Origin of the sequence: Actinospica robiniae DSM 44927 (assembly GCF_000504285.1) — a bacterium.
Classification (GTDB): Bacteria; Actinomycetota; Actinomycetes; order Streptomycetales; family Catenulisporaceae; genus Actinospica; species Actinospica robiniae.
On record NZ_KI632511.1, the window covers coordinates 4,007,211 to 4,032,881 of the forward strand.

17 protein-coding genes and 3 pseudogenes are annotated in these 25,671 nt (G+C 65.3%); 10 read left to right on the forward strand and 10 right to left on the reverse strand.

Annotated elements, in window-relative coordinates; genetic code table 11:
- Positions 1-121 precede the first annotated feature (121 nt).
- Positions 122-345 (reverse strand): annotated as a pseudogene (locus ACTRO_RS45815) (hypothetical protein); the annotation flags it as partial.
- 735 nt (positions 346-1,080) lie between these two features.
- Between ACTRO_RS45815 and ACTRO_RS17005 the strand changes: the two are divergent.
- Positions 1,081-1,398: a MerR family transcriptional regulator gene (locus ACTRO_RS17005; protein WP_034264148.1), complete on the forward strand. Its 318-nt coding sequence runs from the start codon at positions 1,081-1,083 to the stop codon at positions 1,396-1,398.
- 258 nt (positions 1,399-1,656) lie between these two features.
- Entirely contained in the window at positions 1,657-2,742 is a 1,086-nt protein-coding gene (locus ACTRO_RS17010; protein ID WP_034264150.1) for an integrase core domain-containing protein, read from the forward strand.
- 74 nt (positions 2,743-2,816) lie between these two features.
- Here the strand turns inward: ACTRO_RS17010 and ACTRO_RS17015 are convergent, their stop codons facing one another.
- Both ACTRO_RS17015 and ACTRO_RS17020 read right to left on the reverse strand, forming a co-directional pair.
- Positions 2,817-3,095 (reverse strand): hypothetical protein, encoded by a 279-nt coding sequence (locus ACTRO_RS17015; RefSeq protein ID WP_034264153.1) that lies wholly within the window; start codon positions 3,093-3,095, stop codon positions 2,817-2,819.
- A 702-nt stretch (positions 3,096-3,797) separates the two neighbouring features.
- Positions 3,798-4,328, reverse strand: coding sequence for an acyl-CoA thioester hydrolase/BAAT C-terminal domain-containing protein (locus ACTRO_RS17020; RefSeq protein ID WP_211244298.1), 531 nt, complete (start codon positions 4,326-4,328; stop codon positions 3,798-3,800).
- Positions 4,329-4,354: 26 nt separating this feature from the next.
- Between ACTRO_RS17020 and ACTRO_RS17025 the strand changes: the two genes are divergently transcribed.
- Positions 4,355-5,428, forward strand: a complete 1,074-nt coding sequence (locus ACTRO_RS17025) for an integrase core domain-containing protein (protein ID WP_034264159.1) — start codon at positions 4,355-4,357, stop codon at positions 5,426-5,428.
- Positions 5,429-5,523: 95 nt separating this feature from the next.
- Here the strand turns inward: ACTRO_RS17025 and ACTRO_RS51455 are convergent.
- The 3 genes and pseudogenes from ACTRO_RS51455 to ACTRO_RS51460 form a co-directional block, all read right to left on the reverse strand.
- Positions 5,524-5,772 (reverse strand): annotated as a pseudogene (locus ACTRO_RS51455) (S1 RNA-binding domain-containing protein); the annotation flags it as partial.
- Positions 5,773-5,790: 18 nt separating this feature from the next.
- On the reverse strand, positions 5,791-11,739 hold the full coding sequence (locus tag ACTRO_RS17030; protein ID WP_034264160.1) for a S1 RNA-binding domain-containing protein: 5,949 nt from the start codon (positions 11,737-11,739) through the stop codon (positions 5,791-5,793).
- A gap of 632 nt (positions 11,740-12,371) precedes the next feature.
- A pseudogene (locus tag ACTRO_RS51460) lies at positions 12,372-13,388 on the reverse strand (IS630 family transposase).
- Between ACTRO_RS51460 and ACTRO_RS51465 the strand changes: the two are divergent.
- Complete coding sequence (locus tag ACTRO_RS51465; protein ID WP_084316337.1) at positions 13,299-13,781, forward strand: RNaseH domain-containing protein; 483 nt, start codon at positions 13,299-13,301, stop codon at positions 13,779-13,781. The pseudogene ACTRO_RS51460 and the gene ACTRO_RS51465 sit on opposite strands and share 90 nt — an antisense overlap.
- A 458-nt stretch (positions 13,782-14,239) precedes the next feature.
- On the opposite strand, the gene ACTRO_RS51030 is transcribed toward ACTRO_RS51465, so the two are convergent.
- The 4 genes from ACTRO_RS51030 to ACTRO_RS17065 form a co-directional block, all read right to left on the reverse strand.
- Positions 14,240-14,575, reverse strand: coding sequence for a transposase (locus tag ACTRO_RS51030; RefSeq protein ID WP_084316338.1), 336 nt, complete (start codon positions 14,573-14,575; stop codon positions 14,240-14,242).
- A 222-nt stretch (positions 14,576-14,797) separates the two neighbouring features.
- Positions 14,798-15,775 carry a hypothetical protein gene (locus ACTRO_RS43485; RefSeq protein ID WP_157436301.1) on the reverse strand — a complete coding sequence of 326 codons (978 nt, stop codon included), beginning with the start codon at positions 15,773-15,775 and terminating at the stop codon, positions 14,798-14,800.
- A 290-nt stretch (positions 15,776-16,065) separates the two neighbouring features.
- Positions 16,066-17,538 carry a trypsin-like peptidase domain-containing protein gene (locus ACTRO_RS17060; RefSeq protein ID WP_034264166.1) on the reverse strand — a complete coding sequence of 491 codons (1,473 nt, stop codon included), beginning with the start codon at positions 17,536-17,538 and terminating at the stop codon, positions 16,066-16,068.
- A gap of 11 nt (positions 17,539-17,549) precedes the next feature.
- Complete coding sequence (locus tag ACTRO_RS17065) at positions 17,550-17,924, reverse strand: CU044_2847 family protein (protein WP_157436303.1); 375 nt, start codon at positions 17,922-17,924, stop codon at positions 17,550-17,552.
- 576 nt (positions 17,925-18,500) lie between these two features.
- Between ACTRO_RS17065 and ACTRO_RS17070 the strand changes: the two genes are divergently transcribed.
- The 6 genes from ACTRO_RS17070 (at position 18,501) to ACTRO_RS43490 (ending at position 24,946) form a co-directional block, all read left to right on the forward strand.
- The gene (locus ACTRO_RS17070; protein WP_211244300.1) at positions 18,501-19,181 is read left to right on the forward strand and encodes a hypothetical protein; all 681 of its coding nucleotides are present in this window, start codon (positions 18,501-18,503) and stop codon (positions 19,179-19,181) included.
- Positions 19,178-20,053 carry a hypothetical protein gene (locus ACTRO_RS17075; RefSeq protein ID WP_157436304.1) on the forward strand — a complete coding sequence of 292 codons (876 nt, stop codon included), beginning with the start codon at positions 19,178-19,180 and terminating at the stop codon, positions 20,051-20,053. Before ACTRO_RS17070 ends, ACTRO_RS17075 begins: the two co-directional genes overlap by 4 nt.
- Positions 20,053-21,267: an IS4 family transposase gene (locus ACTRO_RS17080; protein ID WP_051452410.1), complete on the forward strand. Its 1,215-nt coding sequence runs from the start codon at positions 20,053-20,055 to the stop codon at positions 21,265-21,267. The genes ACTRO_RS17075 and ACTRO_RS17080 overlap by 1 nt, the downstream gene beginning before the upstream one ends.
- A gap of 274 nt (positions 21,268-21,541) precedes the next feature.
- Positions 21,542-22,855, forward strand: coding sequence for a coiled-coil domain-containing protein (locus ACTRO_RS17085; protein ID WP_157436305.1), 1,314 nt, complete (start codon positions 21,542-21,544; stop codon positions 22,853-22,855).
- A 62-nt stretch (positions 22,856-22,917) separates the two neighbouring features.
- Positions 22,918-24,243, forward strand: a complete 1,326-nt coding sequence (locus ACTRO_RS17090) for a hypothetical protein (protein ID WP_034264176.1) — start codon at positions 22,918-22,920, stop codon at positions 24,241-24,243.
- Between the two features lie 49 nt (positions 24,244-24,292).
- The gene (locus ACTRO_RS43490; protein ID WP_157436306.1) at positions 24,293-24,946 is read left to right on the forward strand and encodes a hypothetical protein; all 654 of its coding nucleotides are present in this window, start codon (positions 24,293-24,295) and stop codon (positions 24,944-24,946) included.
- Positions 24,947-25,671: the final 725 nt, after the last annotated feature.

The window sequence follows — 25,671 nt, forward strand, 5'->3', positions numbered from 1 at the left end:
GCCTCGCCCAGCTGTCCGCGCTCAGATAGTGCTGGTCGGCGGAAGCGACCCGCTCGTCATCGATCCGCGGGTGTGCTCTGCCCCTGGCGCGAGAGTCGATTTCAGTATGCTGCGCTGCCCTTCACCTGCTCGCGCGGTCGCCGGTGCCGGCGCCGGTGGGAGCGGCGGTCTGCTGGTAGCCGCCGGGTCGGGGCGCCTGTCGGGTGCCGTGGATGCTGTCGCGGGCTACGGCGGCGACCGCCTGCGCGGTGATGCCGAAACTCGGTGTAGAGGCGCTGATCATCGGCGTAGGCGCCCGTAGTGTTCCAGGCTGACGATGCGTCCGGCGTCGCCGGCGACGTCGCGTCAGCCCAGCGTTGTCGGCCGGTTCCAGCGCGGCGAGCGCGAACTGCGCCGACCGCGCGCATCACCTCCGGGCCGGGGGCCGCCGGCAGGAACGGCTCCAGCAGGCCGATGGCATCTCCACAGGACGCCACAGAGCCGACACCTGAACGGGTGAACTAAGAAAAACTCATGTCGCCCATGTAGATATTTCCGGCTGCCCGGGGTATGGTTCCTCGTGTCGGAAGAAGAGGTCCCATGGACGTGGCAGAGACGAACTGCCCGTGAATGCGACAGAAGTAAGCCATGCGCGAAGGCCGGCACGTCAGGGGCGCGCGCGGATGGTGCAAGGCGATAGGAGCCAGATGCGAAGGCCCGATTTCTCCGGGCGCGCGCAGACGGCGTATGGCAGGGCAGTCCGACGCGCTGGGACCGAGAAAGTGAACGGGGTTCCGGCAGGGGACTGGTTGAAGGTGCAAGACAGGTATCTGAGAAGAAGGGAAGGGCTCACCGTCAGATCGCCCGTCATGGCCGAGTTGTTCCGGCCGGGCGGCTTACCGCAGGTCTCCTATGTAGCGAAAGGTGGTCTCCGGTCACGCTTACGCGATCCCCGCAGCCTCCGGTCGTCTCGATCGGATGTGCGGATGGCAGTCACCGATCCACTCCCCCGGGTCGGTAGACGGTAGAGATGGTGTTACCCGGATAACCCTGGGCCCCGGTGCTTGCGCACCGGGGCCCTCTTACCGTGTGGAGGCTTATATGGAACCGGACTCGCAGACCGCCGCCGAGAAGCTGGATGACGAGACCTACCCGGCTTACAGCATGGGGCGGGCCGCGGAGATCCTGGGGGTGACCCCGGAGTTTCTGCGCAGCCTGGACGAGGCGAGACTGATCACCCCGCAACGCTCACCCGGCGGACACCGCCGCTACTCGCGCTACCAACTGCGCATCGCCGCCCGCGCCCGCGAGATGCTCGACGCCGGCACCGCCCTGGAAGCAGCCTGCCGCATCATCATCCTCGAAGACCAACTCGAAGAAGCCCTCCGGCTCAACGCCGCCAACCGCCCGCACTCCTGACACACACCGCCGGCGCTCCGATGCCCGGCTCCGGTTCCTCGTGCGGCGCGGCGACTCTGAAGCAGAAGTCCTACTGACCGAGGCACTCGACAGACTCCGCAGCAACGTGAACCGAAACACCGCGGTACCCGGAGCGCGCGCAGGGTCGGGAGAGCGGCGTCGGCGACAGCCGGGCTATGGCCTGAGGGTGCCGCGAAGTCCATCCATGCTGGTCATGAGGTTGCGTAGGCCGTGATCGGACCACGATGATCGCCACTTATGTGTCTCCGTTTCGTCTTCCTGCTCACCTCCCGGATGCTCGCTGCGGCACGGGTCTCGCGCCGAGATGCGGCCTGGCGCACGGCGGAGATCCTGCTACTCCAGCACCAGCTCACCGTCTTGCAGCGCCAACTCGGCGAGCGTGCCCGACCGAAGGTCTCCTGGGCCGATCGGGCGCTGATCGCGCTGCTGCTCGGGCTGATACCTCGAGCGCGCCACGCCAGGATGAGGTTGATCGTCACTCCCGGCGCCATCCTGCGGTGGCGCCGTGACCTGCTACGCCGCCGCTGGGCCCGCAAGTCCGCGCCGAAGGGCCGACCGCCGACACACCGCAACATCAAGGCCCTGGTGCTACGCATGGCTCGTGAGAACACCGGGTGGGGCTACCGACGCATCGCCGGCGAACTGGCCGGCCTCGGCATCAAGGTCGCGCCGTCAACCGTCTGGGCGATCCTGAGGAAGGCCGGAATCGAACCGGCACCGCAGCGGAACGGGCCGAGTTGGGCGAGCTTCCTGCGCTCGCAGGCCGAGGCGATCCTCGCCACCGACTTCTTCACCGTCGACCTGCTCGACGGCACCACCGCGCACATCCTGACGATGATCGAGCACGCCACCCGGCGCATCCACATCCTCGGCGCCACCGCCCATCCCACGGCAGAGTGGACCACACAGATGGCCCGCAACGCCCTCATGGACCTCGGCGAACAGCCCGAGCGGTTCAAGTTCCCCATCCGCGACCACGGCCGGCAGTTCACCGCCGGCTTCGACGCCGTATTCCACGCCTCCGACATCCGCATCGTCACCACCGGCATCCAAGCCCCGGTGATGAACGCGATCCAGGAACGCCGGCACCGCACCGTCCGCATCGAACTGCTCGACCGCACCCTCGTCTGGGACCTCGCCCACCTACGCAGCGTCCTGGCCGAGTACGAGACGTTCTACAACGAGCACCGACCGCACCGGGCGTTGGGAAATGCCGCGCCGCTGCGTCCGCTACCCGACAACATCGTCGACCTCGACCACTTCCGCATCACCCGACGCGACCGTATCGACGGAATCCTCCACGAATACCACATCGCCGCTTGAACTGCATGGATAGACTTCCCGGCACCCTCAAGGCGCTTACTCCGGAGCGCGCCTAGCCTGGCCCGCCCGAGACGCTATTCGTCGTCCTCGTCTAGCAATCCGAAATCCTCGGCGAAAGACTCCAGGAACACGCGCTGCGGATCGGGACCGGGTCCGGCCGCGAGGTCGGCCATGACCTCTGCCAGCCGCTGCCGCTGATCCGGCGGAAGCTGACCGCAGACAAACGCGATCCGATCCAGCGCCTTGACCGCCCACCGCTCATCGACGAGCTCCTCATCGGAACCGTCCAGACGCAACGCCAGCTCGGCCACGAGCCAGGCCAGCGGCCGCACCAGCGGATCCACATCAGTCATGGCCGGAACCTATCCGAACCGGGCCCGCGACTGCGGCCCGGCCCAGGCTCCGAACGGGCTCTCCACAGCGCCGGGACGCCGCGCATCAGCAGGACGCTGTCAGGCTCGGCGCTTCCGACGGGAAACCGATCGGTGTCGGAGAAGAAACTCGACTCCACCTCCACCAACCGCGCCGGTGCGATGGCCCATCCATCTGTCGTCAACGTCACCGCACCCAACCCAGACCCGGAAGCCCGTGCGAGCAACCGGCAGGAGCGCCTCGGAAGAAGCCGGAGGCAGCCGAGGTGTCCTTGAACAGCGCGCTGTCTCGTAGCGCGTCATCAACCTTTACCACCACACCTACATGCGCAGTCGCGTCCACGGTGTAGAACGAGACCGCTGCAGCTGGTCGACGGATTCGCGAACCTCGAACCGGGCACGGTGGCATTCACCCCGAAACATACGCCGTCCGACGAGAGCGGTCAGGCGAGACGAGGTATCTCGCCGAGGGATGTCGACCCCGCGCTCCGGCCCGTTCGGTCCCGGCGCCCGCCACCATTCCGCCCTGTCCCGCGCGGAAGACCGCGACCGCTCAGACCGCCAGGGCCGCCACAGCACGGCGCGGGTCGCCTCGGCGACCAGGGAGGCGGCGCCGAGACGTGCCCCGGCGGCATGGGAAGACTGCACTCGCGAGATGCCTCGAACGGGGCGGATGAAGCTGTGTCACCCGGACGTGTCGGCGAGAGTCTCGGTGAGGAAGGCGCACAATGCGTGCCAGGTCGCGGCGCGCGCCGCGGCGTCGGCGGCGGGGGTTCCACCGTGACGGAAGGTGATGCCGGGGCCCGGGCTGGTGGCGCTGGTGGTCGGCGTGTGCGGTGGGGCGGCGATCAGGTGGCCGGCGCCTGGATGGACGATGTGGCGCCAGGGGTGGGGGTGGTCGGCTGCGGCCAGGCGCCGGGCTGCGATCTCGTGCAGGGCCACGCCGTAGCCCTCGTCGTGTTCTGCGGAGATCAGGAGGATCGGCGCGTCGATGCGTTCGACCGGGATGACCGCGTCCGGAACCGCGTCGAGCTCGTCCGGGTCCGGCATGGCCCAGCGCAGGGCGATGGGCTCGCCGGCCGCGACGGCGGCGCGCAGCCGGGGCGGGACCCGGTTGGGCAGGAAGGGCAGCTCTCGTCCGTGGTGAGTCCAACTGGCGACCTGTTCTATGCCAGAACCAACGCAATGGCTATGACCTGTGGTTTCGTGATCCAAGCCGGATGGCGGCATGATCTTGGATCGTGTTCTTCCGTCTGCTGTATCTCGCACTGGTTCGGGTCTTCGGCGCTCTTGCGCTGCTTTCGCGCGGCGATGCGGCCAAGACCGCGGAAATACTCGTCTTGAGGCACGAGATCGCGGTGCTGCGCCGGACGGAGGCGAAGGCGCCGAAGCTGACCTGGCCGGACCGCGCGATCCTCTCCGCGCTGATTCGGCTGTTGCCCCGCGAGCTGCGCCGCCACCGCCTGGTCACTCCGGCGACGGTGTTGGGCTGGCACCGGCGCCTGATCTCGCGCAAATGGACCTACCCGAACCGTCCCGGACGCCCGCCGGTGTCCAAAGAGGTCCGCGCCCTGGTTTTGCGTCTTGCCGCCGAGAATCGCGGCTGGGGCTACGTGCGGATCCAGGGCGAGCTTCTCGGCCTGGGTCATCGGGTCGGGATCGGCACGATACGCCGGATCCTCGCGCCCACGCAGCGCCGGCCACCTCCGCCGGTGCGCGCCGACCCCTCGTGGAAGACGTTCCTGCGCAACCAGGCCGAAGGCTTGCTAGCCACGGACTTCTTCCACATCGACACGATCGATCTGCGCAGGCTGTATGTGCTGTTCGTGATGGAAGTGCGCACCAGGCACGTGCACATCCTCGGGGTCACCGCCAACCCGGACGGCGCGTGGACGACGCAAGCCGCCCGCAACCTGCTGGCCGACCTGGGCGAGCACGCCGGTGCATTCACCCACCTGATCCGCGACCGCGGTGGCCAGTTCACCGAGAGCTTCGACGCCGTGTTCACTTCCGAGGACATCGCGGTCAGGCACAGCCCACCGAGGCTTCCTGCCGCGAACGGATACGCCGAGCGATTCGTGCGCTCGGTCCGCGCCGAGTGCACCGACCGGATGCTGATCTACAACGAGCGGCACGCTGCCACGGTTCTGGAACAGTACACCGAGCACTTCAACAGCCACCGGCCCCACCAGGGCCGCGGCCGTAACAACCGGCCGCCCGACCACGACGAGGCCCTCGTGATCCCGCTCGACGCCGCGATCCGCCGCCAACAACGCCTCGGCGGCATCATCAACGAGTACCACAGAGCTGCGTGACAGATATAGAGAACCCGCAGGTCAAGGACGATGGCGGGTTTTGGCACAGTACAGGGCATTTTGTGCTCAGCAGAACCCTCGTTGCGAAGCGAAAAGTCCACCCGACCCCTGTCGCGATCGATCCGGCGCACTCGAACACGCAGGCGGTGTCCTGGCCGTGCCACCTGCGCACGGCTCCCGGGGCCACTGCTTTCCATCTCACGGTTGTGCAGGAGACCGGATATGCCGCCAACATCCATAAACAATCCATACGGCACGACATGTGCCACGATCCCCACCAGCAGGTCGCCCTCACCACATGCGTCAAGCGAGATGCGTGGCAGTGAATATGCTGACTCCGCAATGTCCTGCCCGGCGAGTGGCTACTCCCTCAAGGACAAGGCAATTCGTTTCTTTGCCGCGTCGATCGATACGATCCGACATCGAACCAGCTGGCCGATCGTGAAAGATGTGAGCGGGTCGGCTGGGCTCGGGATCCGCGATTTATGAACCAGACCCTTGACACCACCAACGTCGACGAATACACCGTATTCGATGGTTCCGATCACCACTCCGTCCACTTGAGCGCCAACGGCGCAGGCAGACAGGTCCAGCGGCGGGAGCCGCTCGCGGGCTGCGTCCAATCCCGGGTCGACAGGCGGTTCTAGCCGAAGCGACAGCGAGACCTTCTCCGTCTCAGCCTCGAGGCTGAGGACGCGAACGGTCACGCGTTGACCGATCCGGAGTATCTTCCGCGGGTCGATGCGGCCGTTTGCCATCTCCGATTTGTGAACCAACCCTTGCAGCCCGCCAAGGTTCACGAACGCCCCGAAGTCCACCAGGTTCGACACGATCGCCGGCCGAGTCTGCATGACGGCGAGTTCGCCGAAAACGATTGGGTCGAGCAAACTCTCTTCAACGGCGGCGCGACCGCTAGTAGTGCCCGGATCGAGCAGCCAAGCCTCTGCCGAGCGCGTCAGGACGGCGCGCGAGGCCGGATCGGCTGCTTTCAAGCCAAGCGCGACGACATGGGGCCACACGGGATCCTTCAACCAGCGCTTTCGAGAACACCACTCGACGACCTGCTCGCCTACTGTGGCGACAGATAGGTCGATGTGCCCAGCAGCATCCAGATAACGGAAGCCCCACAACCGCGAAGACCTAACCCACGAATCGTTCAGACACGTCGCAATGGCCGCCGCCTTTGCCTCCGGCTCGAGCAGCGGTGCCACCGGCTTCCAACACTGTCGCCAGGTTCTGTTCCTTCTGCTCAGTGGAAGTGCTAGCCATCGGCCGGCGGCAGCCACACCTGCATCGGACAGGCCGTCAGGCATCTCGCTGACTCTGCCTGCGACGTGGCCCCAGCTCTGATCGCCCCAGTTCATGGGGTCGGCCAGCCAAGTCTCTGCGAGGCGGTGTAGTTCGGCGAGCCGCTCGTGGTCTGCCAGGTCGGCCGCCGCGACCAGCACGTACGCCCAGCCTATGTCCGCGCGTGAGCGGGAATCGCTCAGCCAGGTCACAGCGGCGGCGACCAGTTCTGCGGAATGCTCTTTGCCCAGCGCCCGGAACACGAAGCTCCATCGGCGGCCCACGAAGTTGCGTTCTAGTGCAAGCCAGCCGAGTCCGAGCGCGTAGATGTCAACCGCACCGAGTGCCTCGGTATCTGACATGGCAACTGCGCTTTCCAGCGCCTTGGAGAACGCAGGGCCGTCTCGATTCACCGGATCGGCGAACCAGGCCCACAGGAATGCTGCGAGTTGCTCTCTCTCCTGTCCCTTGGTCAGCGGATGCACCCGGTCGAGAACCCATCCCCACCCGGCATTCCCAGGAATGTTCTTAAGCCACTGCAGACCGAGCTGGCGCAACTCACCCTTCTGTTCCGGTACGGCGTCCATGACTTCCTGGAAGACGCGATTCCACGAGGGGAGCCTCCAGTTGTCCCGGTTCCACAGCCACAGCAGTTCGAGCCTGACGAGATCGGCCCGTTCGCGCCCGTCCAGGACCGACAGGAGTCCACCCACGACCTGTGATCTGTCGATCCTGTCGTCGAGTGGCCTGGTTCGCAGGAACTCCAATCCCGATTGGATCAGCTGATGACGGTCGATTACCAGGTCTGAGCGCATGACCAAGGCGTAGAGATCGCCCCAATCGTCGATGTCTTGGAATCTTCCGCGGCCGACGAGCCTGTCGGTCGCGGAAGTCCCGAGAATCCTGCGGTCGAGGTCGGCGTCCACCAGAAGTTCCAGGAGTTGGGTCCACCCCCGACCCGAACGGTGGGCCGAGGAAGCCAGCCACCGGCCCGCCATCTCGAAGACGAAGGCCTGCTGAGCGCCAGGGGTTCGTTCGATGACCTTCGTGGCGACGATAGGCCACCGTGGATCTTCCTGCGCGGCCTCGGAGTCGAGCCACTCTTTCGCCAATGCGAGAAGATCGGTCTGGTCCATGCCGTCGGTGGCCCGTATCAAGATCTGCGCGACGGATCCCCACCGGGGATCGTCCTGGCCGATCCACTCCCGCAGCCACTGCATCCCGATTGCGACGAGTTCATCGCGTTCAGTGGAGTCGACCACCTTGATGAGGCGTTCCAACGGCCTGTCCCAGTGGCCGAGGAACTGATGCATCGGTTCCCGAACCCACGTGGTCGCCAATGTGGCAAGCCTTGCGTGCTCTCGAGCGTCCAGATGCTGCATCAGGCCGGTACAGACGTTGATCCAACTGCTCTCTGAGAAATGAGCCTCGTCGAAGACCCAGTCCGCGATCGCTCCCAGAAGTTCCTCGCGCTCCGCCGCGCCGAGAGTGCTGTAAAGCGCGTCGAAGACGATCGGCCAACCGGGCGAGAACGAGTCTCGTGACTGCAACCACTGTTTGCCCAGCGTAATAAGTTGAGAGCGCTCGCGCCTCGCCGAGGGCGGCACCTGGTCAAGCCTCCGCCGGAACAGGTGGTGCCACGTGGTCGTACGACAGGAGGATTCGTCGCTCAGCCATACCAGGCAGGATCGTTCGACTTTTGCAAGCAGTCCGCCCCGCGTCTCTCGCAACAAAGTCTGCGCGACGCGGCCCCACGCGGGGTTGGCCGCTGAATCTGGACGAACTAGCCACGCTGCCGCGGCTTCCAGTACGCGCTCGCGGGCACGACCGCTGACCCGAGAAAGCTTCTGATCCAGGACATATCCCCATCCGGGGTTGGCCAGGGTCGTCTCGGATTGCAGCCAGGCCAACGCGATTCGGGCCGCACTGTCGCTCTGGGTCAGGGAATCGAGCGCACGATAAGCGACCGCCCACCCTGAGTGCGTCCAATGCTGCGGATCCTCCAACCAGCACGCCAGCGCGTCGAGGTCTTCTCGGCTGCACGTGAACGAGGCGACACGAGCCGCGACGGCGCCTGCACCGTAGGAGGACTCGTCATCGGCCCGGATACGGCGGCGCAACGCTTCGAGGAGTTCGTCCGCGTCAGGATCTGCCGGGCGCAGCGTGTCCAGAAGCGCGTGCGCAGTGAGCTGCCATGTTTCGGGGGCCAGCGACAGATCCTTAATCGCAGCCGATCCAAGGGCCCATGGTGTCGGTGTCAGCACGATGCCAGGCATAGCCTGCTCGAGACGGATCCATGCTGGCAAGTCTTCGATGCCGATCCCCGTCGTTGAATGGGCCAGCGACCGGTATGCATCCGCGATGGCCTCGGGTAGAAGCGTCGGATCGAGCCTTCCCTGGACCGCCGCTGTATGAGCCCTCGATACAGCGAGCTTGAGCGCCGTCAGCGGCGCGGTCCTCTCGGCGGAGCTCTCACCCACCAGACCGCACTCGATGATCGCGTCACGCAGAGCACCTGCCGCCTTGTGTGCGTCCCCCTCGCCGAACCAACCCTGGAACAGCGCGTCTGCAAGGTGGGGGTGAGCTAGCCACACTCCTCCTCGGCTCGAGTCTGTAGACACGGTGATGTGCTTGTCACCTTTGGTGAGTTGCGTAAGGACGTCGCGCTCAGCGTCGGTCAGCGCGCGCCGCGACGCGGCCGGCATGCCCACATAAAGGCGGTTGACAGCCAGCAGTTTCGCGATGAACGCCGGAACTCGCGACGACTCCTCCATTCCTTCTAGCCGGGCTTTGAATCTCCGCGCGAAACTCTCCAGCGATGCTCCAGTCCCGTACTGGAAGAATCTCTGCACCATGAGGACATTCGAGGAGGACAGATGTGCCGGCGGCGTCAGATTGGTTCGAGCAGTGAACCAACGCTCGAGCTCATGCGCATGGTCGGCGTCGAGTCGTTCGTCGATCACCCGGAAGGTAACCTCGACATCGTCGAGGAACTCCAGCCGGAATGCAGTTCTCTGCTCGGTTGGGCCGCAGCTAACGATAACCGGCAGTTGCCTACCCTCGTTGCGCGCTGTATTCAAGGCACGGATGGCACTTCGCCAATGCTCGCCAGATCGGGCCTGTGCTGCCGGAGAGAACCCGTCATCGATGACGATGATCGCCCGATCGCCCGGCTCGGCGTTGGCCAAGGTGAACGACACAGCTTCGGGGAGTTCCTCGACATCGTTTCCCAGCCACAGCATCATGCCACGGTTCGTCTGACGGATCTTGGCCAGTGCCTGAAGCATCAGGACGCTCTTGCCGCAGCCTGACCGGCCCTCGAACCAGTACACCGGCAACTTACGGCCGATATCGGCCTCAGTGCTCTCAATACTGTCAAGCCATATTTCGAGTTTCTCGACGGCCGGGTCGACCTGCCAGGCTCGGTCCGCGAAGAAGCCATCCGCGACATGCGACGGCTTCGGTTGATCGCCAGCAAGGTAGTCGCCGTGTGTGATCACACTTGGCGACACAAATTTATCAGTGAGCACGACAATACCCTGGGAAAGGCGATCCTTCGGCGCACGCAACCGCAGCGCCACCAGGTCGGAGAACAGCTCATCGGCAAGTTCTGCAGGGCTTCCTCCTTCAGCGACGAAGGAGGCGAGACGCTCGGTCCAGCGATCGATCCACCCCAGCGGATCCCTAACCCGTAGGAGCGGCTCGAGGGCGAGCATCTCCCTTATCTTCGAGCGAGGCGACGGGTCGGTCGTCAGTCGCAACCGTGCCCTGAACTCAGTCAGCTCGCCGGCGTCGCCGCCATTAGTCGGCTGCCATCTGTCCATCGCCGAGCGGACCGTGCGCAGGCTCCGCTGGCGGCAGCGAATCTCGAACCGCAGATCGGCCGCGCTGTCGGCCCGCAAGCTCGCCGCCGTCTGCGCGACCGCCCATAGATCCTCAAGCGCGGTGCGCACTGAATCCCCACGGCCAGTCAGGTTCGTCTGGATAACGAGAGGTCTGCGTGTCTCGTCGGTGAAGTCGATGTCGGATAGCACCTCCGTGAAGGGGGCGCGGCTCCCGGGTTGCCGGAGCCACGCGGCTATCGCCTGTCCCAGCGCCGAGTGCAGGTGGAAGTCGAAGTCGATCGAGGCCGAGCGGGCGATGTCTAGCCTCTCTGGAAACCGGGCAGCCCACTCCTCCCGAAGTCGCATAAGATACTGGGACGTGTTGGTGTCCGAGATTTCCGGGTCACTACAACCGACAGAGGCTGCGACATCCGCAACAAGCTTGAGTATCCGGCCGTAGACCATGTCCTCGCGGCTAGAAGGCTTGCAGATCCGGATGTGGTCGGCGTCTACAGGGATTGGTTGTACTTTAGGCAGCGCGGGATCGGCCGATCCAGCATCGACGACCTGCACGCCCTTGGTAGGTCTGGTCTCGAAAAACACGAGATGCCGAATCCCCGTCGCCGATTCATAGACCCAATTCTGGTAGTTTGTCGACAGGTGGCGTAAATGGGCGCTATTCTCTTGCAGGTCCTTTACCGCAGGAGTGCCGCGATAGATCCTGCCGAGGGCCTCGACCGTCTTCGTCAACCCCGACCCGTTGTGCGGCGTCCCAAGGAAGACGACCGCCTTGGTCATCGCCGCGAACGACGCGAACTCGGTGTTGCCATACGCCGCATGCAGAAGCGCTTCCTTGACGATCAGCCCACCCATGCTGTGCGTCACAAATACCAGGGGCCGCTCGCCGATATGCTTGACCTGCAGAGATGCCAGCACATTGACCATCCGGTCCTGCATCGGCATCGCACGACCGCGCCATCCACTTGACCACGCCTCATACCCGACCGACCACACGGCCACGCCGCTCACGTCTTCGGCCAACCACCTCGGCCAGAAAACGTCCTTACCAGCGGTCCAAGACTTCCTCGGATCGCCATCCAAACCATGGAGAAGCACCACATCCAGCACAGCATCTTGCGGCACTTCCACCGAGACGACCCTGGCCAACTCGACTCCCGCCACCCGGGCCACACGCGCCATGACGAGCGGCTCACCCAGTATTCAACAAACCCACCTACACCGGCTACAGCGCTACCACAGACGATACCCCACGCCGCTTGGCACGGTCGGTCACCGATCATTGGCGGTGACCTCGGCATAAAGATCATATTCCGTTCGCCAGGACTCTCGCCCAGAGAGCTACATGCGCACCTACCCCCAACTCTTTGATAGTAGTCATCCCTTAACTTGGAGGCTCGATCGAGATGGAAGGAAGTCCGGCTCGCGGCATTTGTCCACACTGTACCCGGGCACGACTCGGCATGGCCGCCGCAGGGGCCTACAAGGATCAAAGGCTCGCGAGCCAGGATGGTCAGCATTCGCAGCCTTCATGTTGATCTATCTAGCCTGCCTGGCGCTCGTTCCACTCATCGCGCGCTCGCGCCGAAGGAACCGCGAACGATCTTGGCATATCTACCCTGTTATCGCCCGCGAACGCAGCGGAATCGCTGCGGCTTCAGCTCCCTGACGGCGCAGAGATGATCTTATCTCTCGAACTTGGGGCACCATCCTGCCGCCTGCCGGAGTTTCGATCTTCTACGCCATAATAGCGATCATGGCGGAGTGAGTTGCCACATAGCGTCGAAGTTACTGAACTTGAAAGCGTGACATCGTCATATCTTGTCGTGAAGGGTCAAACCAGTCTCGCTGAGAACCCCTCGATCAGGTGGGGCCCGTACTGGATCTCGCGCAGGCCACGACGGACGGCTTGAACCAGGTGGTCGGGGTCGGTGAACGCGGTGTTGGCAAGCTTGCGGCGTAGCAGTGACCAGATCCCCTCGAGCGGGCTAAGTTCTAGGCAGTAGGCCGGGAGCTGGCAAACGGAGTGAGCCAGTCGTATGCGTCGACGAACTCGCGCAGGCCTATGGCCAGGTGGGTATTGAGATTTCCTAAACTACGATGATCGGGCCGGCAAGTCGGGCATGTGCGGTGATCAGCAGGTCTCGGTGGTCACGCCAGTCGAAGCTCTTGCGTCCGTGCGTTCGGTCGCGGGTCGGCCGGTAGATCAGCCGGGGTCGCTCGCCCGGCTTGTAGCAGGTGCGCGCGGCGACCGACAGCCGCCGTCGGGAGCGGCCGCGGACCCGGATCACCGGGGCCAGACCGCGGCGCGACCAGGTGCGCGAGGTGGGCTGCGACATCGAGAAGCCGGCCTCGTCTTCGAAGACGAGCCAGCCCTCGAGCGCCGCCCGGGTTCTTCCGCCTGCGGCCAGGTCTCCTTCACCCATGCGCCCGCCGCTTGATCGTCGCGTTCCATCGCGCGTCGCCGGGACCTGATGAGACCAGCCCCGGCGACGCAAGAGCGCGGCCAAGCCTTGGGGCGTATACGACTTGTGGAACCGGCGGCCTATCAACGTCGCGATCCGGGCCAGGATCCAGGTCTGATCCTCCCAGCCGTGCGCGGCAGGGCTCTTGTCGAGCTCCAGCTCAAGCACAGCGAACAGCTCTTCGCTCAGGATCGGGCGCGAGACCGGTGCCTTCGAGACCAGCCCGGCCTCGCCACCCGCAGACCAGGCCGTGCGCCAGCGTTGAACCGAGCGCACGTGTATCCGCAGTTCCTTCGCGATGAGCGCGCTGTCCCGGCCTGCCGCGAAACGCTCGGCCGCGTCCATCCGCAGCCGCTCGCGAGACACCTGCCGCTCGGGCGTGAGCCCACCGCTCTTCTACAGCACCTCCACCAAGCCGGCCGGAGCCGCGAACGGCTCCCGAAGGGCTCACGACTGGAGACCTATAACAAGTCGGTCACCGTCAAAGAGGATTACGGCACCGAGAAGGACCAGCAGGTCCAGGTCCTGGAGTTGTGCCGGAACGTCGGGAACCCGCAGCTGATCGAGATCGTGTTCACCCTCGGCCTTCCCGGCGACGATCCCCCCGCCTGGGCCGCGGTCGCCCAGCAGCACCGCTGCGCCGCGGCCCACTTCGCTGACCCGCTCATCCTGTCTGGCGTCCTGTACCTGGCCAAGCAGCTCGGCGAGAGCGTCCTGCCGGCCCACGAGGTCGATCCCATCGACGAGGCCAAAGACTGACGGACCCATGCCAGCCCGAACTCCGGCTCCGCCCGCCGCGGCCCGCACCCCGCAACCCCACAGCAGCCGCTCAACCCCCGACAGCTGAGCTACCTCGAAGTCATCTACGAACTCGACCAGCAAGCCGAACGCGACCAGGCGCTCCGATGGCGCCAGAACCTGCAGCGGGAACCGGCCGACGTCTGGCGCTGGTTGCCCTACGACGCGCCCCACACGAGCGAGCACACGCCCCTCGCGCGTCTCCTCGACCACGGCGCCGGCACCACCCTCGCCGCCCTGCGGCGGCGCGGACTGCTCCTGCAGCGCCGCGCCGTGCTCGAGACCGCGGGCCTTCCGACGCAACTGCAGATTTGGCTCGCCCGCCGGCACCTCGACCTGCTCCCGCCAGCCGCGCCGGGCACCGGCGGCGTGCTGGTGCGCGCGAGCGATAGTGGAGTCGACCGAGACATCCCACGTGATCAGCTCGGCAGCATCCGCCCGAGCCTGGAGCGCCGTGACGATCGAGCGCCACACCCCGTCGAGCTGCCAGCGACGAAAGAGCCAGTACACTCACTGCCACGGCCCGTACCATGGCGGCACATCCGCCACGGCACCCCGGCCCGCACCCGCCACCGAATCCCGTCGATCAACCGCCGCTTCGCATGGATCGGCGGACAACCTGGCTTCTTACCGACCGGCAACAGCGGTTCGAGCGCCGCCCATTCGGCATCGGTCAGGTCGTGACGAGCGAAAGCGGGTATCGTCTCCACGCTAGGTCTCCGTGTGGTGAGAGTCTTCTTGGTCGATGAACTCACCTACCGGAGACCTCGTGCATGCGAGCATTGCGACATGCCGCAGCTATCAGATCGTGACCAGCACCGTCACACGCCAAGCCCGCTTCTCAAACGTGCCCGAACGGGCACCGTGAGGCGCGGCACCAACCATCCTCGAGCAACGCAAGAGCGCTCATGCCGGGTTGGCGCGCCGACCGGTGCGCACGAGGTTACGGGTGGTACGGAAGACTCGGTTATCCGGTATCACGTCGCGGGAGCCGACATACTGATCACGCCCTGCGCGATGAGCTTCTTCGCTTGGGGCGAGCTGGCTCCCGATCCGTCCAGGTAGAGATCTCCTTCATTGCAATAGGTTGTTATGTCGACCCCCTTCGGCACGGTGGGCCCGAGGCAGCTCGGTATATCCAAGGTCAGCTTCCCCATCGAGCCGAGAGGCTGCTCGGCGGTTTCGACGGTCGTGCTCTCCTGCTGCCAGGTGAAACCCTCCAGGACCCACGGAGTCGACTCGCGGATATCGATCATTTTGGAAGACTCGTCACGCTTGGTGTTGTCGCATCTCCATGATGCGAACGTGGCGTGGAGTTTGCCGTCCGAGCCCCACCAGATCGCCTGGGACGCCATGCCGCCACGCGATGCCGTGACGTCCGCTCGGGAGACGATCGCAGACGTGTCCGTCGCGGCGAAACGGACCGAGACGGGGTCCACAAGGTAGATCTCCATCTCGGAGGCGCACGCGCCCGGGTCGGTCGAGCTCATGATGGCCATCTCGGGTCCGTGATAGGCGGTCGTGGGCGAGGCGGCGGCCCAGGTGTAGCCGTCCTGGTAAGGCCCCAGGTCGCGTATTCCCATATTGTTTTGGGACAGAAGCTGAAGATCCCCGCCTGAACTGCTCGTGGTGCCGTACGCCAGCGTGAGGCCGTCGACACTGGCGAGGAACTGCGTCCATCCGACGGTGTTGACGAACGGGAGATCGAAGGTCTTCGGGGCCGCGCTTGCGCCCAGATTGTATTGCTCGACTTCGTTCTGGTCGTTCGAACTGCCGGCCTTGACCAGGACGGTGTCGGCGCTCGGCGATGTGACGTCCCAGCAGTAGGGGCAGGGTATCGAGTGCGCGGCCCCGGTCTGGGCGTCTATGTAGATCAGGGCGTGGTCGGTCGGTTCGTAGTTGCCGTTCAGATGCGAGATGAAGACCACGAAGCGGCCGCTCGCGGTCCAGATCACGTGGTTGTTGTAAGGGTTGAAGGGGTCGAAGACGTTCGCGTACTTCGCTATCTGCCGGGTGCCTTTCATCACGACGATGTCGCGGAACTGCGTGTACGCGAATGCCGGGTCCTCCTCGACCCCTGTTCCAGCGGGCGCGGCGCTGCGGGTGTCAGCCGAGGCCGTGCGCGCGGCGGGCGCGTCCCGGTGAGGCAATAGCCTCGGGCCGATGAGAATGCAGGCGGCTACCAGAGCGCACAGGGTCACTGAGAGAACGACGAGTCTGCGGAGCGGCATCTTTCCCTCTTCGGCTAGTTCGAGTAGGTTGCCGGGTCGACCTGGGTCCAGGCGGGTCGTTGCTGTCGGCTGACATAGACGACCTGGTATCCGGCATAGGGCGCATTGACGGAGCGGGTGGGCGGCATGGCCGTGACGCGGAACGGCCGACCGTTATCGTCGATGTCCTGCCAGAACGGGCCCCGGGCGGTCGAGACGAACACGCGCAGCGTGAAGGTGCACGAGTACTGCTTCGTGTAAGCACCGACGGTGAGGCCTCTGCTTTCGCCCGGATCCAGCGTGATCGTGTGTGCGGCGAAGTAGTTGGTGCCGAGCGGCTCGGAGGAAAACATGTCCTGCGACATGGGGTTCGGGCCGTCGAGGTTGAACGCGATCTCGACGTTGTCGCCCGTTCCCTGCGTGTACCCTGAGAACAGCGTTCCCTTGAGGGGCGCGGAGCACGATTTGAGGACGCTCATGCCCGTCACACTCACCTGGGCGTTGGTCGTGTTCCGTAGGTCCATGGTCGTGTAGCCGAAGTCGATGGCGGCGCCGTTCATATCGTGGTACCACGGGCCGTATTTTCCTGAGTTCGCCACGGTGACCGTGTTGAACGTCTGCAGCTGCGAGATGCTCATCGGCAGCGCAGCGCCGAGCGCGAAGGAGCCGTCGCCCAGGCTGGACTCGATGTCCGCGACGTTCTGCACGGACAGCGGGAGAGCGTTGGAGGGTGCGGCGATCGGGCTGGCGGCGGGATTGGTCACGCCGGTAGCGGCGTGACCGTCCCAGGAGGGGCGTAGTGCGAAGGCGAGGCCGGCGACCAGGGCGATGGCGATTATGAGAACCAGCACTGCCGTCCGAGGCTTGACCTGGCGGCCTATGGGCTTCGACAGCTTGGGTGTGCCCGCTCCCACGCGCTCGCCCAGGTCTCGTAGCGCTTCGGTGCGCGCTGCCCAGGCGGCATCGCGCAGCCGTCCGTCCCCGCTCGCATAGCGCTCGAGGACGATGCCCAGCAGCGTGTGGTCGGAGCGCAGACAGACGGGCGCTCCGCTCATGCCCGGAGTCACGTCCTGGGAGTTGAACCGGCCGAGGGAAAGGCCGTCTCGCTGCGTGAGACCGGCCCAACTGCCAGGGCTCTCGAGGTAGCGGTACTCGTGCTCCTCCTCGACATGCGCGCTCACTCCGACCACGACGATCGATGTTCCCAACGGCACGGTGTCGGTCAGGGCCATAGCGGGAACCGATGCTCCCAGCGGCGTGCGGGTGTGCAGCACGGCCAAGTCGTTGAGGTCGTCGATCGCTATCACGGTGCAGGAGATCGCGTCGCCGCCACTCAGCGGGTCGACAGTAAGGACCTGCCCTTCGGCGAGACCACCCAGCGCGTGCTTCGCGGTGGCCAGATATCCGAGGGCGAACTGGAAACACGTCGCATCCGGGCGCCCCTGTGCATCGAGGACTCGCCCCAGGTACGCGGGCACTCGCCGCGCCGGGGCGGGGCGCAGCCACATCGCCGCCCGCCTCATTCGCCGGCAGAGGGCAGCGGCGAGGGGCCTTGCGGCCCTTGGTTCTCTGCCTGCTGATGAGGCCACGCGTACTTCATGGACACGACGAAGTTCGAGCCAGACTGACCGCTGGCGATCCTTGCCGAACCCGTGACCGATAGCTCTATGCCGAATTGGACGACGACTTCGGCCGGGCGCTTGTCCGGTTCAAGAGCCTCGATAGCAGACGCGAACTCGGTGGCGGCGTTCAGTACCGTCTGACGCACCTGAGCCATCGCTTCGGTGGCCTTGACGGCCATGCGTTGCCCGACGCTGACCTGCTCCGAGTGTCCAGCACGGCCGACCGATATCTCGATCGTTCCATTTCCGGCGGCCGAAGTGATTTCAGGCATGTGCCCTCTCCGCGAAAGGCAGACTCGGTGATAAGAAGATCCCCATGCGCCACCGGCAGTTTCTCCAAGATCTTTGGACGGCAGCCGGTGCATCCCCCGCGGCGCCCAGTGGAAACGATCGGATCGCCGCGAGCCACACGATACACGACAGGACACGAACGGGCCATTCCATTTACCGATCAACGAAATTGCGCCGCAGTGGATTCCGCCGTGTCCACAGGCATAAATCGCGCTCCGTTCTGAAGCCCGCTGGCGCGCACACATTCCACAGCAGCCTACGTGCAGCATCAGATATGAGGCCTCGTACAGACCTCAGCCTGGCAGGACAATCAGCCCGCGAGACCACTTCCCGCCGCCGTCGCTTGCCACGAGCGCGCGCCGCGCTGCTGAGACGTCTCGCACAGCCGGATGGGACAAACCCCAGCCCGCTGGTTGAATCAGCCGCGTGACGCCATCCGGCCAACCGGAGGCGGCTGGGCGCACCGCGACCCTGCCGCTCGAAGCATCGCAGGCCTATGATATTGAACATGCCTACGGGGGTTGATTGCGGAACCGGCCCTTCGCTACGCTACGTGAGTGCCTGTGGACGATGAGGTGGACCGGTACGCCGACGCAGTTCGGATTCTCCTGCTGATCGCGGCAGTCGCCGAGACGCTCGACGCAGGCGCCCTGGCTGCAGCACCAGCGAACACGGTAGCGGTACTGCGCTCCGAAAGCAGGCTGCAGAAGCTCGACTTCTGGCTGCGCAATCCGGACTACCTGGCGGACGAGCTTCTCAACGACTACGAACGCTCCCACGAGCAGATCCTGCTGGACATCGCGGGCGACATCCTCGACTCGGACGAGCCGGAGGTCTGCGCGATCCCGATGATCCGCTATCTGTTCGGCGCTTTCGAACGTCTCGATCGAGCCCTGAGCATGCTGGCCGCACCCCGCTTGGTGATCACGCGGGCGCGCTTGAGTGCCGGCGGCAACATCGTGCAAGCCAACTACTTCCTGACCGAGAAGGGGCAGGAGACGGCTGACAAGGCCACGCACTTGTACCCGGAGTTGGCCTGGTACACCGAGCGGGCACAGTTGGTACGCGCATTGGCCGAAGCAACGGGCCATACCGGCCTGGCGTTGCGAAAGCGTCAGTACCTGCAGCGCGACTACGCCCAGACACCCTTGGGCGAGATCATCCCGTCCATCGCCAACCGCACCCGCGAGCGGCTGGCTACGTTGCGCGAGAGCGCGTCCGAGGGGGTCTCTGCATGAGCTCCGAGCTTGCACTAGTGGATCTCGCGGTTCCCTCAGAGAGCCAGCTGCATCTGCGAATCGCTTCGCGGATCGCAGGGCTGGAATCGGCCGACGTGGCGAAGGTGTTGCACTCCCGCGAGATCGAACTGACCCGGCCGCTTCCGATCGACCGGAGCCTGCTCGTACGCCGACTCTATTGCGACGGTTCGAAGACCGGTACCGACGCCAACGACGGCGCGTTCACGTTCGACATGCAGCTGGACAGCGGACCATGGGTCATCTCCAGCACCATCAACTCGGCTGGCAAGTCGAGCTTGCTGTGGGCGCTGAGCTTCGCGCTACGCGGCGAGGGTTTCGACAACTTCTGCCGGCCCGAGACGGTCGGCTGGTTCCACTATGTCCGCGCCGACATCGAGGTGGGCGGCGTCGCCGCTTCGGTGCGCCTCGCCTTCGACCGCCCGGGCCACCCGAACGCCACGCTGTTGGTCGGAGAGTCGATCGAGGAACTGCTCGCGCTCGACGGGCGCGACCAGAACGGCGTGGGCGTTCGCGTCGCCGCCACGGCAGGACCTGATGACGTCAAGTCACTGATAAGCCAGTTCATGATGAAGCAGCTCAGCCTCCAGCCTGTGGCAATGTGGGTAGCCGAGCCGAACGCACCGAAGAACGAGGACGACAGCCGGGACAGCAAGCAGCAGGTTCACGGCTGGCCCAGCTTCTTCTATGCGATCGCTCTGAACTCCGCGAGCGACAGCATCTTGCTGGGCCCATCCCTGATCCAATGCCACGTAGCCTGGGTTGATCATGTGTGTGGCCTGGGTGTTGGGGGGTGGTGTCGTAGTCTTGGTTCGTGTCGGTGGACTCTGGCGTGGATCGCGGGCGTGTGGTGATGGATCAGGTTTCTCTCGGGGTGCTGGTCGAGGCGGTGCCGCGGTTCAAGGTGGATCAGGCCTTGAACGACGAGAGGATCAGGGCTTTGCGTTCGGATGGGAAGCTGCCGCCGCATGTGACGGCGTATCTGACGATGGCGATGGCGCTGTTCGCGCAGGATGCCGCGGAGGAGGTCGCCACGAGGGTGACCGGGTCGCTCGACGCGTTCGGGGTGTGGGACGCGTCCTGGGGCGTGCCGACCTCCTCCGGGATCACGCAGGCGCGTAAACGGTTGGGCCGTGATGTGCTGCGGCGGGTGTTCGGGTACTGTGCCGAGCCGGTCGCGGTTCAGGATGAGACCCGGGGCGCGTTCGCGTGCGGGCTGCGGGTGATGGCGATCGACGGGTTCGCGATGGACGTGCCCGACACGCCGGGCAACGTCGCGGAGTTCGGGTACTCCACGACCGGGGGCAATCCGTCGGCGTTCCCGAAGGTGCGGGTGGTCGGGATCACCGAGTGCGCCAGCCACTGTTTCGTCGACGCGCGTATCGGTCCGTACACCACCGGGGAGCAGAGTCTGGCCGCGCCGCTGCTCGCGCGTCTGGACCGGTCTTGGCTGCTCACGGCGGACCGCGGGTTCTACAGCTTCCCGGCCTTCTCGGACGCGGCCGAGACCGGGGCCGGGCTGCTGTGGCGGGTCAAGGCCGACCTGCGCCTGCCACCCCTGCGGGTACTCGAGGACGGCACGTACGTGTCCGTGGTGATCGACCGCGAGATCCGCGGCGCACGGCGCGAGGCGATCGTGCGGGCCGCCGAAGCCGGAGAAGAGCTCGACCCGCACCAGGCCCGCCGGGTACGGGTGCTCCAGTACGACGTGCCCGACCGCGCCGGGCCCGCCGGCACGGAACTCATCTGCCTGATCACGAACCTGCTCGACCCGCAGAGCGCGCCGGCCGAGACCCTCGCGTACTGCTACCACCAGCGGTGGGAACAGGAGAGCGCGCACGACCAGCTCGAGACCGACCTGCGCGGCTCCGGGCGCGTCCTACGCTCGAAGCTACCCGACCTCGTCTACCAGGAGGTGTGGGCCTACCTCCTGGTCCACTACGCGATCAACGCGCTGATCTGCCGGGCCGCGACCGGCGCGGACATCGACCCGGACCGCGTCTCCTTCGTCAAAGCCGTGCGCATCGCGCGCCGTACCGCCACCGGTACCGCGCGCTTTTCCCCCTGAACAGATGAAAGCCCCCGCCGCCCGCGCCGCCGCGCAACTGACCGCACCCGCCGCACTCAACCCGCCCCGTCGCGAACGCACCTACCCCCGCGCCGTCAAACGCATCCGACACAACCCACACCGGGTGAAAAAGGCCGCTGATACCGGCATACGGCACCCTGACCCGCCCACCATCCGGATCTTCCGCACCAACCCACCCGCCACCAGCGGCCGAACAAGATCAACATAAGCTACGTGGCATTGATCCCTGATCGGTCAGCTGCCGGTCCGGCTGATGCAATTGTTCCTCGACGTGCCGTTCACCGCTGAACAAGCTCGGCTCGCCACCGCGCTTCGGGCTCAAACGCAGGAGACTGCGAGGGCAGAGAGGCGGGCGAAGGAGGACACTCAGGCTCGAACCGCGAAGATCGAACCGCTGAAGACTGCGCTGGAAGGCGCGCGGAGTCGCCTTCGGGCCTTGAAGGCGAACGCACCGGACACGACCGCGCTGGCGTCCTCCGTCGATCAGCATGCAGCCTCGCTTGCCGAGCTCCAGGAGACCCATCGACTCGCCGCCGAGAACCACGCCGCCGCGCGTCGGGCCCGGCAGTCCGACGAACGCGCGGCACGACGGGCGAGACAGAGCAGTGCCGCGCGCATGCTGCTCGGTGCGTTGGAGCCCGAGGCCTGTCCGCGATGCGACCATGAGATCGATGATGCTCGACGCGCCACCGAGGAAAACGAGCATGTGTGCTCAGTCTGCGCGCACCCCTTGCCAGAGGGAACCGAAGACGAAGCGGCGAAGGCTGTCGCGCTGGCGCAGATCGATGCACGCCTCGCCGTATCCCAGGGTGCCGAGACCACCTGCAAGGACGCCCTTGACAAGGCAAAGAGCGCGCTCGACGCCGGGCGTGCCAAACACGACCAGGCCGTCTCGAATCTAGCTCAGGCCCGTTCGAACACGTGGTTCACGCACTTCGAAGAGACCCAGCGCGAGGTCTACCTGCTCGAGGGCGCCGTTGCGTTGGCCACGGGAGGCACGAGCGGGCTGACGCCGGCGGTGGCCGCATTGATCGACGTCAAGGCAGAGTCGGCAGCTGAAGACGACACAACGGTCGCCGATACGACCATCCTGGAAATGACGGCCGAGGTTCTCAAGGAGGTCGTCGACGGACACAGCCGCGCACTGTTCGCCGAGCTCAACTCCGAGATCGTCTCCATCGCCCACGATCTCGGCGTGACCAACCTGAACAGCGTCAAGCTCTCGCTAGGTGGCCAACTCGGCGCTATCAAGTCAGGCAAACGGCACAAGTTCTCAGCGTTCAGCCCGGTCGACCGCCTTCGCATGCGGATCGCAGTCGTCGTGGGGATGATCCGCGTCGGACGCCGTCGGGGCATCATGTCGCACCCCGGTCTGCTCCTTATCGACGCGCCGACGGCCGATGAGCTGTCCGAGGACGTCGTACACCAGGTGCTGCAGACCCTCCACGACATGGGCAACGACATCCCGGGTATGCAGGTGCTGATCACGTCGATCGAGAATGCCGTCTGGGACATCTTCGAGCAAAGCCACATCATCACAAGCAGCAATCGCCGCGAGCTGTTCTAAGATCAACAAGCCGCGCGGTATCGCAGAGCGCGAGTGAGAAGGAAGGGGAAACCGTGCATGACATGGACGAGCGCATCGTCGCTTGGACGGCCGGTGCGACCCCTGAGCAGCGCCGGACCGGACCGACTATCGACGATCTCGGCGGCCTCGAGCAAGTACTTCTCGCCGCGGACTACTTTGCCACCGGCCCGTTCCTCGACCATCTCATCAGGGCAACTGCGCAGGCCGGCGCAGCCGACGGGCGTGTGGAATCTTGTAAGATCATCCTCTCCGGGCTGGCTAGTTCGACACGCCACTCCGCTTTCGCTCAGGCAGTCAGTGCCCTCGCTACCTATCCCGACCTAGCCCGCGAGCTCGGCCCGACACTCGCCAAGATCCTCCTCAATCGGATCACCAATGCCCGCGACGCCGGCGACGATGTCGCACAAGCCCTGATCGGCGCCGAGGCTGCCGACTGCCTCGTACAACTGACCCTCGCAGACGTCATCAGCCCCGCTCGGCTGCTCGGAAAGATGGACGAGATTACCGAGGACCCGGCGGAACTGCCTGTGGAATTCGCCTCACGGCTGCCGAGGCTTCTGGGCGTGCTCGAAGCGCACCATCCCACCGCGGGCCTCCGCGATGCCCTCGAACGGTGCCTGACCCCGGAGCACACTTCCCGCGACGCCGCCTTTGAACTCGCCCTCGCCGACGTCCGTGGCGCACTCGAGCAAGACAGCTATCAGGCGATCGCCGACGGGCTGGCCGGAACCCGCGACCGTTTCGCCGAACTGGCCGCCATCGACCCTGCAAGGATCGACGCCCAGATCTATCGCGCCGGAATCGATGGCCTGCTCGGACTTACCTCACCGGACGCCGCGGAGCGGGTCGCTACGGCCGCAGCCTGCCTCCAGGAGAACTTGCACCGATATCGCGCCTGGAGCGGGGTCCTCTCCGGCCCGGTATGGGCAGCCGATCGCCAGAGCGACCTTGTGGCCTGGTCCGAGCTGACCACCTTGTTGAGTGAGGCCGCCAAGTACGTCGGCACAGACAATCCCTGGTACGAGGACGGCCACGGCATTATCACCGCGCTTCTGCGAGCCTACTGCGCACACAACACCGTCACTGTACTGACCGAGAGCACCGCGCAGTCGGTCATCGAAGTCATGGTCGCCCCTGTCATCGAGGATGCATTCCTCACCCACGAGAACCGGCTGCGATGCCTCGACCACGCACTGACCCACGATCCCGACTTCACTGCAGATCCGGCCGCACAACAGCTGCGGGCCGCCCTGAAGAACCGTGTGAGCCGGCCACCTTCTCCCGATCCCGGCAGCGGGGTGGATCCGGGAAAAGCCCGACGCGCAACTCTCGCGCCAGCTACCCGACCACTTCCCCACAATCGTTGACGCGGTTCCGGACCATGTCCTGGACAGGCTGGAGTTGCGCTTCCGATCCGTGGAAGGCTTCGAACAGTCGATCACCGATCCTCGCTACAGCCAGCTCCTCAAACGGCTGACGGACGAGCTGAAGCAGTCGAGCGACTGGATCCCCGGGGTGGCCGAGGCGTTCCACAGCCTACTGACCGCGACCGTGAAGTACGCGTACTACTGCTATGACGTGGGCCGGAAGATGGGCGGCAGCTACACCGAGTTCCTGCGCCTACGCGATAAGGACGGAAAGAAGCAGAAGGTCGACGAGGCGCTGTTCCACCAGCACTACCGCGAGTACCTCGCGAGCACAGCGCTGTTCCGGCAGGTCCAGTCCGAGGTGATCGATACGGCCGGAGGCCGTGCAGACATCCTTTTCATTTTCGATGCGGCCACCTTCAACGTCGAGTGCAAGATCGAAGAAGACGACGCAAGCGAAGCGTCTCTCCGCAAGTACGTCGCCCAAGCCAGCGAGTACCAGAACACCGGACCCGGCTTGGCCGTTCTGCTCGCCCTCGACAAGACAGTCGGGGCCGAGGGAGCCGTCAACCTCTTCGAGAGTATCTGGATCGAGCGCGTCCAGCGCGCCGGCGAGAGCGCACCGCGTCTAGTCGTGATCGTCCGGATCCCAGGCGGGCGCGAGAACCCGAACCAGCTACGTCCCGCCCCGCCGATGACATGACCAGGAGCTCGGAGTACATGCGGCGGACCGCTTCCGTGCAGCCGGTCTGAGCTCTGGTTGCCCTCGCTGGGTGGCCGTAGATGTGCTTGAGCCACTGGTCTGCCGGCAGACCGTCAGGGATTTTTCTGGGACTTTCCTACCTGTCGGAGGGACTTTCGTGGGAGGTTCTGGCCGACAGCATGGAAAGAGCTTGAAAGCCTGGAAAGGGTCGAGCCACCAGCTCAACGCTGGCCATGCGGTCGACAACGACTCTGACCGCGTGCCAGCCAACCGCCGCTTATGAGTACATGTTCTTCACGAGAGCCGCCACACACGGCGAAGGCGCGGCCGGAGCATGTTGTACGAACCCCGCTCGACCGAGCTCTCATGTGTCCCGCGGGCCGGACGACACACGGCCGTACGCGTATGGCGAGCCGACGACCTGCGCCACCCGCCGTGGTATGGCTTACTCAAGGGCTCCCTCGTACGCAGGTCTGCGGTCGTCGGCGAGGTCGCCATCTTCGTATTAGTAGCGCGGACGGCTGGATACCCAGAAAGTCGCGGTTCCTGATGCTGAACCGGAGCCCCTTGACAACCTTTCAGCCCCATCAGGTTCATCGAAGTCTGCCAGGAGCAGAGATCATCCCTAGCCTGCCGGAACGCTGGCTCGCGGTGCGCGATAGACAAGCTCGACCGTCCGGGCCGTTGGCTTCGAGAGAGTAGCGCCAGCCGGCGGCTGCGCGGCA